The sequence below is a fragment of the Sinorhizobium sp. GQ132 genome, from assembly GCF_059758575.1.
In genome coordinates this window covers 157080-171820 of record NZ_JCAXDX010000004.1, presented here as the reverse complement: position 1 = coordinate 171820, position 14741 = coordinate 157080, and the positions used below count along the sequence as shown (strand labels likewise).

Below are 14741 nucleotides of genomic sequence, written 5' to 3'. Positions count from 1 at the left end.
TGTTTTGGGCGCCCTGCCTCTATGGTCCGGCAGGGCGCAGGCGCTTTATGGCTTGGCGATCGAGGCGGTCGCCTGTTCGGCCGGCTGCGGGGCAACCACGACTCCGGGGCGCACGCGCTGCAGGCCGTTGACCACGATGTTCTCACCCGGTTTCAGGCCGTTCTCCACGATCCGCAGACCGTCCGCGACGGGCCCGAGCGTGACCTGGCGGTACTCCACCTTGTTGTCGGCGCCGACGACCAGGACGAATTTCTTGTCCTGGTCCGAGCTGATGGCGCGGTCGCTGATCACCAGCTTTTCCTCGGGCTGCGGATCGCCGATCCGGATTCGCACGAACTGGCCCGGGATCAGGCGGCCATCGGCATTGGCGAGTTCCGCCCGAAGGCGAATCGTGCCGGTTGCCGCATCCACCTCGTTGTTGATGAGCTGGATATGACCGGTGATCGGCGTTCCCTCGTCGGCGGACGTGCCGACCTCGACGGGGATGCGTTCGATCGCCTCGGTCCTTGCCGCCGAGGCGGAAAGCTTCGCCAGGGCTGCCGCCACGACCTCTTCGCTGGCATTGAAGCTGGCATAGATCGGGTCGATGGATACGAGCGTGGTCAGCACCGGCGAGGCGGAGCCGGCGGAGACCAGATTGCCCGCCGTCACGTTGAGCCTGCCGACGCGGCCGCTGATCGGCGCACGCACTTCGGTGTATTCCAGATCGAGTCTGGCGGTCTGGAGGGCGGCCTTCGCCGAGCGGAGGTTCGCCCGCGCCTCGTCGTAGACGCTGAGCCTCTGGTCGACCCCGCTCTGTGGGATAGCGTTGGTGGTCACCAGTTTGCGGCCGCGTTCGAGTTCGGTCTTGGCCAGCGCGACACGGGCCTCGGCTGCGGCGACCTGAGCCTCGGCGCGCTCGACTGCTGCGGCAAAGGGCTCGGGGTCGATCGTCACGAGCAGATCGCCCTTCCGGACCAGCGCGCCTTCACGGAAATGGGCGCTCAGGATGGCGCCGCCGACGCGGGGACGGATCTCGACGCGCTCGATCGCTTCGAGCCGGCCGGAGAAGCTCTCCCAGGTCGTGATGCGGCGCGATTCGGCCTTGGCGACGGAAACCGGAACGGCCGGCGGGGTCGCTGCTGCTGCGGGCGCTTCGGTCGCGGCATCCGCCTGGAAACGCTGAGGCAGCCCGAAGAAGACGGCTGCGCCGCCGCCGACGGACAAAAGGATGCTCAGGCCGGCGCCCCACAGGACCCGGCGGGTTACTGTCGATGTCATGTTTTCTCCTCGCCGGTTGGGAGCCCGGCTCTGTGCTTACTGCCTTATTTGTTACTCTTTGGCCGGCTTCGCTCCCGCCTGCTTGAAAAAGCGGGAAAAGATGCCGGATAGGATTTCTTCATGCGATGGCAAGATTTCCTGCGCCGCACCGCCGACAGGCAGCCATGAGGCACGCCCCGGCAGCACATGCGTTTCCACCGGAACGCCGGCGTTGCGGAGACGCTCGGCATAGGCTTCGGCCTCGTCGCGCATCGGACACTCCTCGCTGGTGACGACGAGGGCCGGAACGAGACCGCCGAGCCGGCTGCAATGGCCCGGCGCCGCATAGGGATGCGTGAGCCCGCTGCGCTCGCCGAGATATTGTTGCCAGCCTTCGGCGATCGATTGCACCGAACTCTGCGGACAGAACTTGCGAAACGAAGCCGTTGCCAGGCATGGGTCGAGCAGCGGCGACAGCAGGATCTGGCCTTTGAGGTCGGTCAGAAACTGATCGCGCGCCATCAGCGCCAGGCCGGCCGCGAGATTGCCGCCCGCCTCTTCGCCGGCGACGAACAGCATCGACTTCTTGTGCGCGAACTGCGGACAGCGGCTGCGCATCGACGAAAGCATCGCATAGGCGCAGTCGAGTGCCGCCGGAAACGGGTTCATGCACGCCGAAGGATATTCCGGCGAGATGACGACCGCGCCCGCGGCCGCCAGGGAATTGGCCACGTTTTCGCCCGCCGCGATCGAATCGTCGACGAAGCCGCCGCCATGGAGATGCAGTACGATCGGCGGCGGCGCGAGCAGCGATGCGCCGCGGTAGACACGGGCGCGGCACGAGCCTTTGCTCGTCTGCATCGTCTCTTCCGTAAATTGCGCGTTCATCTCTCTTGTCTCCGCCACGGGTGAATCCCTAGATGAGGGACAACTCGCGATGTTTGCAGCATATCATTGTCTTTCGTCTGGAATAGTCCGCGGGTTGTGATTACACTATTCGGTATTTCGAACAATTCGGTTATTGAAAATGGACCAACTCACGGCCATGCGCGCCTTTCTTCGGGTTGTGGAGACCGGCAATTTTACCCGTGCCTCCGCCTCTCTCAACATGCCGAAGGCGACCGTCACCAATCTCATCCAGGGACTGGAGGCGCATTTGCGCACGAAACTGCTCAATCGTACCACGCGGCGCGTCCTGGTGACGCCGGACGGTGCGCTTTATTACGAACGCGCCGCACGGCTGCTTTCCGATCTCGACGAACTGGACGGCAGCCTCTCGACGGCCCAGAGCCTGCCGAAGGGGCGGCTGAGAGTCGAGACGGCAAGCGCCTTCGCCAATCTGGTAATCATTCCGGCGCTGCCCGAGTTCCACGAGAAGTACCCTGATATCCAGATCGATCTCGGGGTTTCCGATCGAACGATCGACTATCTCGCGGAGAACGTCGATTGCGCCATACGGGCCGGTACCCTGACGGATCAGTCGCTGATCGCCAGGCGCATCACGGAGATGAAGTTCGTCGCCTGCGCCTCGCGGGATTTTCTCGAGCGGCACCCGGTGCCGCAGCACCCTTCCGATCTGGAGAAGAATTGCTACGTGGTCGGCTATTTTCTGCCGAAGACCGGTCAGCAGATGCCGTTCCATTTCCGGCGCGGCAACGAGGAGATCGAGGTCAGTGGGCGCTATACGGTGGCTGCGAACGAATCGACCACCTATCTTGCCGCCGCCCGGGCGGGATTGGGCGTCATCCAGGCGCCGCTCTTCATGGTGCGCGAGGACCTTCGCAGCGGGACGATGGTTCCGGTTCTGCCCGAATGGCAGGTCGAGCCGATGCCGATCTATCTCGTCTATCCGCCGAACCGTCACTTGAGCAGCCGTTTGCGCGTTTTCGCCGATTGGGTCGTGAAGGTCATGGCGCAGTCGCAGAACGGCGAGTGACGACCCGTTCTCACCTGTTCGTCTGCGCGTCGTAGCGCTCGCGCGCGGCGTCGAGCTTCCCGAAATGCGTCTCCGCCCAGCGATCGAGCACGACCAGCGCTTCGCTCAGCGAGCGCCCCACCTCGCTCAGCCGATATTCGACATGCGGCGGCACGGTCCCCTTGTCCTCGCGGATCACCAGCCCGTTTCGCTCCAGTTCCTTCAGCGTCTGCGTCAGCATCTTCTGCGAGACGTCGCCGAGCCTGCGCATGAGCGCGGCGTTGCGCATCGGGCCGGACTCCAGCGCGGAGATGATCAGCATCGCCCATTTGCTGGCCACGAGCTCCAGCGCGTGACGCGAGGAACATGTCGGATCGAAAACACTGGGCGTCGATTGCATGGCGGTCGGGGGCGTGGAAGCCGGGTTCGCAGACATTTTGACGGTTACCAAAAGGTGCGTAATTGCACTTCGGTGCCCATGCTACAAGATTGACGCCAGAGTTCAAATCATTGGAGAACAGGAATGGCGTGGATCATGCTTGTGGCGGCGAGCGCCGTCGAGATCGTCATGGGGCTTGCGCTCAAATATGCAGACGGCTGGACCCGGCCGGTTCCCAGCATCATCGGCGTGGGCGCAGCATTGGGCAGTGTCTATCTGCTCACCATCGCGATGCGCGACCTGCCTGCCGGCACGGCCTATGCCGCATGGACCGGCATCGGCGCGGTCGGCATCACCGTGCTCGGCATGGTTCTCTTCGGCGATCCGGTGTCCTGGCTCAGGCTTGCCTGCATTGCCATGATCATCGTCGCCGTCGCAGGTCTGCGCTTTCTGGAGGCCTGATCCGCAGGGGATTCATCTCAAGGTTTCCCGCCGCGATGCCGATCACCCGGCGGGAAATGCCAGCTCAAGGCTGGCGCTTCTTGGCGTTGTTGCGCTTGGCACCCGGCTTGAAGTCGCCGGTTTTCTGCGCTTCGGGCTTGCCCTTCTTCTTGCTCCAAGGCTTCGCGCCCCGGCTGTCCGGATGCGCATCCTGCGCGACGGGAGGCTGCTTGTCGAACTTGCGCTTCGGCTTGAAGTCCTTGTGCTCGCGCTCCGATGCGGCCGCCGGCGGACGCCTTTTCTCGAAGTCCGGCTTGTCCTGCCGCGGCCTGGAGGTGTCCGGGGCACCGGGAAGGGTTTTGACGCGAATGCCCTTTTCCAGCAGCCGGTTCGGGCCGATCGCGGCAAGAAGGCGTTCTGCGCCGTCGGCCGTCATCTCGACATAGGTTTCCTCGGGCTGCATGCGGATCGCGCCGATATCGCGCTTGCTCAGCTTGCCGTAACGGCAAAGCATCGGGATCAGCCAGCGGGGCTCGGCGTTCTGCTTGCGCCCGACGGAGAGGGAAAACCACTGGCCGTCGGCGAAGTCGGCTCGCGGAGCGGGTTCGCTGTCGGCCGTGAAAGCCGGGCCGTCGCGACGGGGTTTCCTGCGATCGTCGTAGACGGCGACCTCCACGAGTTCCTCCGGAGCGGAACGGTTCGAGCGGAATTGCCGGACGAAGGCCGCGGCGATCTTTTCCGCCCCGTACCGGCTGATCAGCGTTTCGACGATCGCCTGTTCATCCTCGCGAGGCGCTTCGGCAAGGGCCGGATCAGCGGCGATGCGCTCGTCGTCGCGGCGTGCCACCTCGTCGGCAGACGGGGGCTTTGCCCAGGCGGCGGTAATCCGTGCGTTTTCAAGCAGCCGCTCGGCCTTGCGGCGGGCATTCACGGGCACGATCAGCGCGCTCACGCCTTTCTGGCCGGCGCGACCGGTCCGGCCGCTGCGATGCAGCAGCGTATCGGAGTTGGTCGGCAGGTCGGCATGGATCACGAGCTCGAGGCCCGGAAGGTCGATCCCGCGCGCCGCAACGTCGGTCGCGATGCACACGCGGGCGCGGCCGTCGCGCATGGCCTGCAGTGCGTGGGTACGTTCGTTCTGGCTGAGCTCGCCGGAGAGCGCCACGACGGAAAAGCCGCGATTGTTGAAGCGGGCGGTCAGGTGGTTGACCGCGGCGCGCGTCGAGCAGAAAACGATCGCGTTCCTCGCTTCGTAAAAGCGCAGCACGTTGATGATGGCATTCTCACGGTCGCTCGGCGCCACGAGCAGCGAGCGGTACTCGATGTCGCCATGCTGCTTCTGCTCGGAGGTGACGCCTATGCGGACGGCGTCGCGCTGGTAATTCTTGGCGAGCGTCGCGATCGAGCGCGGCACGGTAGCGGAGAACATCAGCGTGCGGCGATCCGCCGGCGACGCCTCGAGAATGAACTCCAGGTCCTCGCGGAAACCGAGGTCCAGCATCTCGTCGGCCTCGTCGAGTACGACGGCCTTCAGTCCGGATATATCGAGCGATCCACGGCGGATATGGTCGCAAAGCCGCCCCGGCGTGCCGACGACGATATGGGCGCCGCGTTCCAGCGTGCGCCGTTCGCTGCGCATGTCCATGCCGCCCACGCAGGAGGCGATGGTGGCCCCCGTCATCTCGTAAAGCCAGTCGAGCTCGCGCATGACCTGCAGCGCCAATTCGCGCGTCGGCGCGATGACGAGTGCAAGCGGTGCGCCGGCCTGCGCGAATTTCCTTGCCGAACCGATGAGCGTCGGCGCCAGTGCGAGGCCGAAGGCCACGGTCTTGCCGGAGCCGGTCTGGGCGGAGACGAGCGCGTCGGCGGTGCCGAGCGACGGATCCAGCATGGCTTGCTGAACCGGCGTCAGCGTCTCGTAACCGCGTTTTGCCAACGCCTCGGCGATCGCCGGCGCGATCCCTGCGAATTCTGTCATGTCTCTTCTTTCGGATTTCGGTTGTCGTCGGCGGAAGAGCGGACCTCGGTGCAGGCCGTCATCAGGCGTCGATTGCCGCGGCCAACGTGGTCGCGGCCCTATTCAGTTGCCGCGCTACATACTTGGTGAGCGTTGAAATGTACAGGGCGGAATCAATCTCCGGCCGGCGCGTTGCGGCGGCTGCCATACTCGTTTGCCCTGTTTGCGCCCGGCCAGAGGCAGAGACCGATGAAAACGATCGGGCTCAGAACCGGGATGAAGAGGCAGAGCGCCAGCGGACCGGGATAGCCGATATCGTGCAGGCGCTTGATCGCCAGCATGGCGATGGAGACGGTCGAAAGCACGCCGGAGACGATCAGAGCCAGCGTCGAGAACGCGAGCGCCGCGTCGTCCACCTCGTTCTTCATCATCTGCGCCAGGAAGATGGAGCCGACGGCGAACCAGAAGAGCCAGGCGAGGAGAAAGGGCAGGCGGCCGATACGGCCGGAGGGGCTGAAGAACAGCCACATCATGCTCGGCTGCCGCCCCTCCTTGGCCATCGTCAGTCCCGGAGCAGTTCGTTGATGCCGGTCTTGGAGCGGGTCTTCTCGTCGACCCGCTTGACGATCACGGCGCAATAGAGGTTCGGCGCCGGCTGCCCATTGGCCATGGTGGAGCCGGAAGCCATGGAGCCGGCGACGACGACGGAGTAGGGCGGCACTTCGCCATACATCACCTCGCCCGTCGCACGGTCGACGATTTTCGTCGATTTGCCGATGAAGACGCCCATGCCGAGCACCGAACCCTCGCGGACGATGCAGCCTTCGACCACCTCGGAGCGGGCGCCGATGAAGCAATTGTCCTCGATGATGGTCGGCCCGGCCTGCATCGGCTCCAACACGCCGCCGATGCCGACGCCGCCGGAAAGATGCACGTTCTTGCCGATCTGCGCGCAGGAGCCGACGGTCGCCCAGGTGTCGACCATCGTACCCTCGCCGACATAGGCGCCGAGATTGACGAAGGAGGGCATCAGTACCGCATTCGGTGCGATATAGGCGGAGCGGCGGACCACGCAGTTCGGAACGGCGCGGAACCCGGCCTTCTCGAATTCGTTGACGCTCCAGCCGTCGAATTTGGAGGGGACCTTGTCCCACCAGACGGCTTCACCCGGGCCGCCCTTGACGAGTTCCATCGGATTGAGGCGGAAGGAGAGGAGCACCGCCTTCTTGAGCCACTGGTTGACCGTCCAGGTGCCGTCCTCACCCCGTTGCGCGACGCGTACCTTGCCGCTGTCGAGCAGGTTCAGCGCCGTTTCCACGGCGTCGCGAACCGCGCCGCGGGTGCCGGTGTTGACGGCGTCGCGTCCTTCGAAAGCGGTCTCGATCGTCTGCGACAGGGAGGCGAGGTCGTGGTTCGTCATCGGAATTCCTTCGAGTTCGGCGTTGTGCTGCAAGCTCTACTGCATAATTCCCCGAATCGGAACCAGCTTCACGGATTATGCAGCGATTCAAGATGTCGCGCGGCTTCGCCGAAACCTGGCGCCCATGGAGCATGATCCTCAAAAAGTTGAAGGCCTTTTCGGCTCGCGCTCCTCAACGGGACTTGGCAAGTCTCAACTAATCCGGCAGTAGGGACGCCTCTATGACCGAGAAAGACCCGAAGGGACGCGTCCGGACGAGGTCTCGGGTGTTCGAAACGCGACGGGAAACGAAACATGGCACGCATGAAGAAGCGGACTCTGCGCCGCAAGGATGGGGTCTGGGATCCGCTGGCAGACAGCTCCCAGAGCAGGCAACGTGCATCGAGCGTGCCTTTGACGCCGCAATCGGCTTCGCCCACCTATCGTCTCGCCTATATCGACGACGATTTCCTGTGTCGTGAGGAACTGAGGCCCGTCCGCCTGCAGCTCGAGCTCCTGAAGACCGAGATGATGCTCGAGGAGCGCGGTATCAACTCCACGGTGGTGATGTTCGGCGGGGCGCGCATTCCGGAGCCCGGCGGCGAGGCCTGGGCCGCCAAGAACGACATTCAGCGCAAGAATCTCGAGGCTGCGTCGGTCTATTATGACGAGGCGCGCAAGTTCGCGCGATTGTGCTCGGAGCAGTCGGCAAAGCTCGATTACAAGGAATACGTGGTGGTCACGGGCGGCGGTCCCGGCGTCATGGAGGCGGGGAACCGCGGCGCAGCCGACGTCGGCGCACCTTCGATCGGCCTGAACATCGTGCTTCCGCACGAGCAGGCGCCGAACCAGTTCGTCACGCCGGACCTGTCCTTCAATTTCCACTATTTCGCCATCCGCAAGATGCACTTCCTGCTGCGCGCCAAGGCGGTCACGGTCTTCCCGGGCGGCTTCGGCACGCTCGACGAGTTGTTCGAAACCATGACGCTGATGCAGACCGGCCGGCTTGCCCTGGTGCCGCTCATCCTCTTCGGCGAGAAGTTCTGGCGCAGCATCATCAATTTCGAGGCGCTGGCCGAGTTCGGAACCATCGCGCCCAACGACATCGACCTGTTGCACTTCGTGGAGACGGCCGAAGAGGCATGGGAGATCATTGCAGGGTTCTACGAGAAGATCGACCCCCGCTCGGTCCCGATGGCGTCCGGACGGCGGTAGTTACGCCGCCGAAACCACCCTGCGGAGGAAAGCCGCCAGATCTTCCGTGACGTAGTCGATCTGATCGTCCGCGTCGCTCGACGTTTCCCAGGCCTCGGCAAATTCGTATTCGAGATTGCGCGGCACGAGCAGCACCGTCTTCATGCCGAGCGCCTTCGGGACGACCAGGTTGCGCGGCAGATCCTCGAACATGACCGCATTTGCCGTGTCGATGCGGTGAAGGCCCATGAACTTGTCGTAGGTGTCGCCGGCGGGCTTCGGTATGAAGCCGGCGGCGACGATGTCGAAGATATCGTTGAAATGGTCGAGGATGCCGAGCGCCCGCGCGGTCATCTCCGCATGGGCGACGCTGCCGTTGGTAAAGATGAACTTGCGTCCGGGCAGCGCCTTGATCGCCTCGCCGAGCGCCGGGTCGGCCGGCACCACGCTGTAGTCGATGGCGTGGGCTCTTTCGAGGAAATCGTTGGGGTCGATGCCGTGATGAAGCATCAGGCCCTGAAGCGTGGTGCCGTGGTCGCGGTAGTATTCCTTCTGCAGCTTCTTCGCCTCCGCAGGCTCCAGCGACAGGAGTTCGGCAACATAGGCCGTCATGTTGCGGTCGATCTGTGAGAACAGATTGACGTGATGCGGATAGAGCGTGTTGTCGAGGTCGAAGACCCAGTCGGTGACATGGGCGAATTCGGCGTGGGTCGGCAGGCGGTCGAGCTTCTTCATGGCGGGTTTATGACACGGGCGGCCTTGCGAAGCAAAACGGTTTGTTCACCTGTACCCCGATTGGCCATGGATTGTTTTCGGCCTGCGTGCTAGCGGGCAAATATGGAAACCTGGGTTCTCATCACCGTCGCCGCGGCCTTCCTTCAGAATGTCCGCTCCGCCATGCAGAAGCACCTGAAGGGCGTCATGGGCACCACCGGCGCGACCTTCGTGCGCTTCGGTTTCGGACTGCCTTTCGCGCTTCTCTACCTCGTCCTGCTTTGGCGCGTAGGCGGGCATCAGCTGCCGGTGCCGAACGGCACTTTCTATCTCTGGGCGGTGGTCGGCGGATTGGCGCAGATCGCCGCGACCTTCCTGCTCGTCCATCTCTTCTCCTTCCGCAATTTCGCGGTCGGCACGGCCTATTCCCGCACCGAGCCGGCACAGGCGGCGCTCTTCGGGCTGATCTTCCTCGGCGAAAAGGCGAGCCAGGGAGCGTTGGTTGCGATCGCCATTTCGGTGGTGGGCGTCATGCTGATCTCCGTCGCCCGAACGACGCTCAGCGCGCGCTCGCTGCTTGCATCGGTCTTCAGCCGCACGGCGGGCATGGGGCTGCTTTCCGGTACCTTCTTCGGTCTCTCGGCGGTGTCCTACCGCTCGGCCTCGCTGGCGCTGGAGCCGAGTCTGCCTCAGCCGGACTATGTGATCCAGGCGAGCTTCACGCTCGGCTTCGTCATCCTGCTTCAGACGATCGTCATGCTTTTGTGGATCGTCGCGCGTGAACGCGACGAACTGAAACGCATAGGCGCCGCCTGGAAGCCCGCTTTCGTCGTGGGCTTCGTCGGCGCCTCGGCCTCCTTCGGCTGGTTCGCGGCGATGACGCTGCAGCAGGCGGCGATCGTCAAGGTGGTCGCTCAGGTGGAGATGCTGTTCACCTTCGCCTCTTCCTTCTTCATCTTCCGGGAGTGGATCAACCGGCTCGAACTGCTCGGCTGCCTGCTCATCGTGCTCGGCGTGGTCATGCTGCTCGTCTTGTGAGGGCTCGGCAAGCGGCACGAATAGATGCCCGAATTTCGGCGGACGGCGCGTGTGGCTGATGCTACAAAGCAATATGCTTTTCGATCTGCCGAACGACGATATCCTTTACGATGCGCTGCTGGCCCGCAGTTCCGATTATGAGGGCCAGGCCTTCGTTTGCGTCAAGAGCACCGGCATCTTCTGCCGGCTCTCATGTCCCGCCCGCAAGCCGAAGCGGGAGAACACTTTGTTCTTCGACAGCATTTCCGCCTGCATCAATTCCGGCTTCCGGCCGTGCCGACGTTGCCGCCCGCTGGAAGATGCATCCGGGAAAGATCCGCTCGTCAAGGAGCTTGTCGAGCTGCTCGACCGCCGGCCGGAGCATCGCTGGACGGAGGGCGATCTCGTGCGGCGCGGCTTCGATCCGTCGACAGTGCGGCGCGCCTTCAAGCGATCCCTCGGCGTCACCTTTCTCGATCTCGCCCGCCAGCGGCGAATGGGCGAGGCCGCACGCCAGCTCTCCGGCGGCGCCAGTGTCATCGAGGCGCAGATCGATGCAGGCTATGAGTCGCCGAGCGGTTTTCGCGCCGCCTTCGGGCGGCTGATCGGACAGGCTCCCGCGAAATCGCAGGGGCGCGTGCTGCTCTTTGCCGATTGGATAGAGACGCCGCTGGGCCCCATGGTGGCGGTTGCCGACCAGACGCATCTTCACCTCATCGAGTTCCATGATCGCAAGGCCCTCCCGGCCGAAATGGAGAGCCTCAAGCGAAAGACGCACTCTGCGGTGGTGCCCGGCAGAACGCCGCCCATCGATCAGGTGGAGCGCGAGCTCAACGACTATTTCGCCGGGCGCTCGGCCGATTTTCGGACACCGCTCGCCCTCGACGGCAGTGCCTTCGAGCGTCAGGTATGGGCAGAACTCGTTGCGATACCCGTGGGCGAGACACGCTCCTACAGCGACATCGCGCGGAAGGTCGCCACCCCGCAGGCGGTGCGTGCGGTGGCCAGGGCCAACGGCTCCAACTGCCTCGCAATCGTCGTGCCATGCCACCGTTGCATCGGCGCTGACGGATCGCTGACGGGCTATGGGGGCGGGCTCCGGCGCAAGCAATGGCTGCTTCGCCACGAGGGCAGAATGCGTCCTGTGGGGCTTTTCGGAGAGTGGGACCGGGAGATGCCTGCGCGGGCCGCCGCTCCAACGATGTAACGGATACGATCAACCTGACGGACTGGGAGAAGATACGATGAGCCAGGAAGAAAGAGCGCTCGCCTTCGGGGCACTGCACCGGAAAGGCGATCCGGTGGTTCTGTACAACATCTGGGATGCAGGCAGCGCCCGGTGCGTGGCCGAGGCCGGCGCCAAGGCGCTCGCCACCGGGAGCTGGTCGGTCGCGGCGGCACATGGATACGGAGACGGGCAGAAGCTGCCGCTGCCTCTGCTGCTCGAGACCGTGCGCGAGATCGTCGCGGCAACGGACCTCCCGCTCTCGGTGGACTTCGAGGGCGCCTATTCGGAGGACCCGGCCCAGGCCGCGGCCAATGTCGCGCAAGTGATCGATGCGGGCGGGATCGGCATCAATTTCGAGGACCAGATGGTTGGCAGGGGCGGCGTCCATCCGATCGACAAGCAGGCGGCTCGCATCCGCGCGATCCGCGAGATGGCGGAGCGACAGGGCATCGCACTGTTCGTCAACGCCCGCACCGACCTCTTCCTGCAGGAAAGCGATGCGGCGCGCCACGCGGGCCTGATGGAGGACGCGATCGCCCGCGCCGAGGCCTATGCGGATGCGGGCGCGAGCGGCTTCTTCGCACCGGGCCTCGCCGATCGGGACCTCATCGCCAGGCTCTGTGCGGCATCACCTTTGCCGGTCAATGTGATGATGAAGCCGGGGGCGCCGGACATTGCCACGCTTGCGGCCGCCGGCGTCGGGCGGGTGAGCTATGGGCCGTTCCCATACCGGGAGATGATCGCCCGGCTGCGCGGCGAGGCGGAGAATGTTTACGGGACGAGGTAAGAGATTGGTCCCTCATCCCGCTGCCGCGACCCTTTCCCCGTCATGACGCGTCAAGACGGGAGAAAGGTTAGGGTAAGGGGCACGCCAACAAGGCGCGCCTCACGGCACGATCAGCGTGCCTGCGCCGTGCTCGGTGAAGATTTCGAGCAGCACCGAATGTGCCGTTTTGCCGTTGAGGATGACGACGCCCTGGACGCCGGCCTTGATCGCCTCGATGCAGGTCTCCACCTTCGGGATCATGCCGCCCGAGATGGTGCCGTCGGCGATCAGCGCCCGCGCCTCGGCGACCGAGAGCTGCTTGATGAGTTCGCCCTTCTTGTTGAGAACGCCCGGAACGTCGGTCAGGAAGAGAAGGCGCGTCGCATTGAGGGCGCCGGCGATGGCGCCGGCAAAAGTGTCCGCGTTGATGTTGTAGGTGTGGCCGTCCCGTCCCGGCGCCACCGGCGCGATCACCGGTATCATCTCGGAGCGGGCGAGCAGATCGAGAAGGGTGCGGTCGACTTCGACGACATCGCCAACGAAGCCGAGGTCGAGCACGCGCTCGATGTTGGAATCCGGGTCGCGGAAGGTCTTCTTCGCCTTTTCCGCAAAGACCATGTTGCCGTCCTTGCCGCAAAGGCCGATCGCCCATTCGCCCGTCTGGTTTATGAGCGCGACGATCTCTTTGTTGATCGACCCGGCAAGCACCATTTCGACGATCTCGACGGTCTTTTCGTCTGTGACGCGGAGACCGCCCTCGAATTTGGACTCGATGCCCATCCGGTTGAGCATGGCGCCGATCTGAGGGCCGCCGCCGTGAACGACGATCGGGTTGACGCCGGACTGCTTCAGAAGCGCGATATCGCTGGCAAAGGCGCGTCCGAGGTCGGCATTGCCCATGGCGTGGCCGCCGTATTTGACGACGATCGTCTTGTTCTCGTAGCGCTGCATGTAGGGCAGGGCCTGGGCGAGCAGGCGGGCCTGAATTTCACTTTCTGATGCGGACATGGCGGATCCTCGAAAAATACCGGCTGCTGTTTAGCGCAACTCTCTGACGGATGGAATGATCCGGGCGCAACATAAAGCCATTGTGACGGCGGTCGCCTGGCTGAGCCGAAGTGCTCGCAGCGTGCGCGGCATGGCCGAGAAGCCGATTGACGGCGCTGGCGATTTGACTGATCCTGCTTTGATCCGGAAAGGACCGCCGCAGTCCCGAGAATAGGCGCATCGACGCCTGCCTGGAAGAGATCGAAGGGAATCGTGCCGGCCTTCTAAAGCTGAGAGAGTGCAGGAAGCCATGACGACGCAGAAGCCCGAAAGCGGAGATTCCCGCCGCGACGAGGTGATCGCGGGAGAGTACGTGCTCGGCGCGCTGTCTGCCGAGGACCGTCGCAAGGCCGAGGCGCGCATGGCAACGGACCGAAACTTCGCCGCCATGGTCATCCGCTGGCAGAACAATCTTGCGGCCTTCGGCGACGCCTATGAATCGGTCGCGCCGCGCCGCAGGTTTCGCTCCTCCGAGCACGCGGTCTTCGAAGCGGGCCGGGGCGCAGACGACCCCCGCGGTATCTGGGGCTCGCTTCCCCTTTGGCGCAGCGTCGCGCTGGTATCGCTTTCGGCTGTCGTCGTAATGGCAGGCGCGGTGGCCGGACTTTTCAGCGATCGCCGAGGCGGTACGCAACTCGTTGCGAGCCTCGAAGCGCAAGGCAGCGCCGTCAACCTCGTCACGCACTTCGAACCGGCTACGGGGCGCCTCAGACTGTCGCCGGCCGCCGCCGGACAGATGGAGGAGAAATCGCTCGAACTCTGGCTGATCAAAGGTGACGATCCGCCGGTCTCGCTCGGCGTGCTGCCGCCGTCCGGCGAGGGGGAAATCGTGCTTGAGCCGGGAATGCGAAGCCGGATTGCCAGCGGCTCCAGGCTCTCCGTCAGTGTCGAGCCCCTGGGCGGCTCGGCGACCGGCTCGCCCACCGGTGAGGTCATCGCGCAAGGCACCGCGCGCGCTTTCTAAGTCTCCTTCCATACGGGCCACGCAGTCACGGCAGGAGTGCCGCGGCCGCTTTGAGCGCCGTGCGCCCGCGTGGACGCACAAAGTTTGAGTTCATGTCGGCTGCTGCAACTCTGGTCGGTTTGTCGGCACAGCGGCGCTGTGGGAACTTTCGGAGGACTGCAATCTCCCCTCTTCCTCATTCCTGTGCTTGTCACAGGAATCCAGCCAGTCCAAGTCCTTGGGCTGGAAAGGCTCTTCCGCGCCGCAGAGGCGGCGCTGCTCTCATCCTGTGACGAGCACAGGAATGAGGAAATCCAACCGGCCGTGGCGGGTATCCCGAATCTCAACAAGCCTTAATTCAATTTGTCGTATCGACGCATCGTGCTTTCCGGAAATCGATACCGATTTTCGGGCCGATGCGGTAAATTACGATATCAGGCCGGACCGGCTGCGGGAGGACGAGGCACTTCCGCCTCTCGCTCCAGATTCGGCCAATGCCAGT

At 64.2% G+C, this 14741-nt stretch carries 15 protein-coding genes; 7 read left to right on the top strand and 8 right to left on the bottom strand.

What is annotated here, in order from left to right:
* Positions 1–45: 45 nt before the first annotated feature.
* Positions 46–1260, bottom strand: coding sequence for an efflux RND transporter periplasmic adaptor subunit (locus AC6CIG_RS12485; protein ID WP_437407930.1), 1215 nt, complete (start codon positions 1258–1260; stop codon positions 46–48).
* A 51-nt stretch (positions 1261–1311) separates the two neighbouring features.
* A complete protein-coding gene (locus tag AC6CIG_RS12480) occupies positions 1312–2127 on the bottom strand; it encodes an alpha/beta hydrolase (protein ID WP_338277828.1) in 816 nt (271 codons plus the stop codon).
* A 139-nt stretch (positions 2128–2266) separates the two neighbouring features.
* Between AC6CIG_RS12480 and AC6CIG_RS12475 the strand changes: the two genes are divergently transcribed.
* Entirely contained in the window at positions 2267–3175 is a 909-nt protein-coding gene (locus AC6CIG_RS12475) for a LysR family transcriptional regulator (protein WP_437407929.1), read from the top strand.
* A gap of 10 nt (positions 3176–3185) precedes the next feature.
* On the opposite strand, the gene AC6CIG_RS12470 is transcribed toward AC6CIG_RS12475, so the two are convergent.
* The gene (locus tag AC6CIG_RS12470; protein ID WP_198516588.1) at positions 3186–3590 is read right to left on the bottom strand and encodes a winged helix-turn-helix transcriptional regulator; all 405 of its coding nucleotides are present in this window, start codon (positions 3588–3590) and stop codon (positions 3186–3188) included.
* Positions 3591–3677: 87 nt separating this feature from the next.
* Here AC6CIG_RS12470 and AC6CIG_RS12465 point away from each other — a divergent pair, with 87 nt between their 5' ends.
* The gene (locus tag AC6CIG_RS12465; RefSeq protein WP_018094031.1) at positions 3678–3995 is read left to right on the top strand and encodes a DMT family transporter; all 318 of its coding nucleotides are present in this window, start codon (positions 3678–3680) and stop codon (positions 3993–3995) included.
* Positions 3996–4059: 64 nt separating this feature from the next.
* Here AC6CIG_RS12465 and AC6CIG_RS12460 read toward each other — a convergent pair whose 3' ends face one another.
* The 3 genes from AC6CIG_RS12460 to dapD all read right to left on the bottom strand — a co-directional run bounded on the left by AC6CIG_RS12460 (position 4060) and on the right by dapD (position 7351).
* Complete coding sequence (locus AC6CIG_RS12460; RefSeq protein ID WP_437407928.1) at positions 4060–5952, bottom strand: DEAD/DEAH box helicase; 1893 nt, start codon at positions 5950–5952, stop codon at positions 4060–4062.
* 152 nt (positions 5953–6104) lie between these two features.
* Positions 6105–6491 (bottom strand): DUF805 domain-containing protein, encoded by a 387-nt coding sequence (locus AC6CIG_RS12455; protein WP_100669739.1) that lies wholly within the window; start codon positions 6489–6491, stop codon positions 6105–6107.
* 2 nt (positions 6492–6493) lie between these two features.
* The gene (gene dapD / locus AC6CIG_RS12450; RefSeq protein WP_026168518.1) at positions 6494–7351 is read right to left on the bottom strand and encodes a 2,3,4,5-tetrahydropyridine-2,6-dicarboxylate N-succinyltransferase; all 858 of its coding nucleotides are present in this window, start codon (positions 7349–7351) and stop codon (positions 6494–6496) included.
* Positions 7352–7645: 294 nt separating this feature from the next.
* Here dapD and AC6CIG_RS12445 point away from each other — a divergent pair, with 294 nt between their 5' ends.
* Positions 7646–8545: an LOG family protein gene (locus AC6CIG_RS12445; RefSeq protein WP_018094035.1), complete on the top strand. Its 900-nt coding sequence runs from the start codon at positions 7646–7648 to the stop codon at positions 8543–8545.
* On the opposite strand, the gene AC6CIG_RS12440 is transcribed toward AC6CIG_RS12445, so the two are convergent.
* A complete protein-coding gene (locus AC6CIG_RS12440; protein WP_018094036.1) occupies positions 8546–9259 on the bottom strand; it encodes a pyrimidine 5'-nucleotidase in 714 nt (237 codons plus the stop codon).
* 102 nt (positions 9260–9361) lie between these two features.
* On the opposite strand from AC6CIG_RS12440, the gene AC6CIG_RS12435 reads away from it, so the two are divergent.
* Genes AC6CIG_RS12435 through AC6CIG_RS12425 form a run of 3 tightly spaced genes read left to right on the top strand, consistent with a single transcriptional unit; the run spans position 9362 to position 12270 of the window.
* Positions 9362–10276 (top strand): EamA family transporter, encoded by a 915-nt coding sequence (locus AC6CIG_RS12435; RefSeq protein WP_324762803.1) that lies wholly within the window; start codon positions 9362–9364, stop codon positions 10274–10276.
* A gap of 58 nt (positions 10277–10334) precedes the next feature.
* Entirely contained in the window at positions 10335–11462 is a 1128-nt protein-coding gene (locus tag AC6CIG_RS12430; RefSeq protein ID WP_437407927.1) for a bifunctional transcriptional activator/DNA repair enzyme AdaA, read from the top strand.
* Between the two features lie 37 nt (positions 11463–11499).
* Positions 11500–12270, top strand: coding sequence for an isocitrate lyase/PEP mutase family protein (locus tag AC6CIG_RS12425; protein ID WP_437407926.1), 771 nt, complete (start codon positions 11500–11502; stop codon positions 12268–12270).
* 99 nt (positions 12271–12369) lie between these two features.
* On the opposite strand, the gene argB is transcribed toward AC6CIG_RS12425, so the two are convergent.
* Complete coding sequence (gene argB / locus AC6CIG_RS12420) at positions 12370–13257, bottom strand: acetylglutamate kinase (RefSeq protein WP_018094040.1); 888 nt, start codon at positions 13255–13257, stop codon at positions 12370–12372.
* 289 nt (positions 13258–13546) lie between these two features.
* Between argB and AC6CIG_RS12415 the strand changes: the two genes are divergently transcribed.
* Entirely contained in the window at positions 13547–14260 is a 714-nt protein-coding gene (locus AC6CIG_RS12415; RefSeq protein ID WP_018094041.1) for an anti-sigma factor, read from the top strand.
* Positions 14261–14741: the final 481 nt, after the last annotated feature.

Excerpts from the sequence above, each read along its gene's own strand:
- AC6CIG_RS12425 (WP_437407926.1), top strand. The coding sequence starts at position 11,500 with ATGAGCCAGGAAGAAAGAGCGCTCGCCTTCGGGGCACTGCACCGGAAA.
- AC6CIG_RS12445 (WP_018094035.1), top strand. The coding sequence starts at position 7,646 with ATGGCACGCATGAAGAAGCGGACTCTGCGCCGCAAGGATGGGGTCTGG.
- AC6CIG_RS12485 (WP_437407930.1), bottom strand. The coding sequence starts at position 1,260 with ATGACATCGACAGTAACCCGCCGGGTCCTGTGGGGCGCCGGCCTGAGC.
- AC6CIG_RS12470 (WP_198516588.1), bottom strand. The coding sequence starts at position 3,590 with ATGTCTGCGAACCCGGCTTCCACGCCCCCGACCGCCATGCAATCGACG.
- AC6CIG_RS12435 (WP_324762803.1), top strand. The coding sequence starts at position 9,362 with ATGGAAACCTGGGTTCTCATCACCGTCGCCGCGGCCTTCCTTCAGAAT.
- AC6CIG_RS12475 (WP_437407929.1), top strand. The coding sequence starts at position 2,267 with ATGGACCAACTCACGGCCATGCGCGCCTTTCTTCGGGTTGTGGAGACC.
- AC6CIG_RS12460 (WP_437407928.1), bottom strand. The coding sequence starts at position 5,952 with ATGACAGAATTCGCAGGGATCGCGCCGGCGATCGCCGAGGCGTTGGCA.
- AC6CIG_RS12465 (WP_018094031.1), top strand. The coding sequence starts at position 3,678 with ATGGCGTGGATCATGCTTGTGGCGGCGAGCGCCGTCGAGATCGTCATG.
- AC6CIG_RS12440 (WP_018094036.1), bottom strand. The coding sequence starts at position 9,259 with ATGAAGAAGCTCGACCGCCTGCCGACCCACGCCGAATTCGCCCATGTC.
- AC6CIG_RS12455 (WP_100669739.1), bottom strand. The coding sequence starts at position 6,491 with ATGGCCAAGGAGGGGCGGCAGCCGAGCATGATGTGGCTGTTCTTCAGC.
- argB (WP_018094040.1), bottom strand. The coding sequence starts at position 13,257 with ATGTCCGCATCAGAAAGTGAAATTCAGGCCCGCCTGCTCGCCCAGGCC.
- dapD (WP_026168518.1), bottom strand. The coding sequence starts at position 7,351 with ATGACGAACCACGACCTCGCCTCCCTGTCGCAGACGATCGAGACCGCT.
- AC6CIG_RS12415 (WP_018094041.1), top strand. The coding sequence starts at position 13,547 with ATGACGACGCAGAAGCCCGAAAGCGGAGATTCCCGCCGCGACGAGGTG.
- AC6CIG_RS12480 (WP_338277828.1), bottom strand. The coding sequence starts at position 2,127 with ATGAACGCGCAATTTACGGAAGAGACGATGCAGACGAGCAAAGGCTCG.
- AC6CIG_RS12430 (WP_437407927.1), top strand. The coding sequence starts at position 10,335 with ATGCTACAAAGCAATATGCTTTTCGATCTGCCGAACGACGATATCCTT.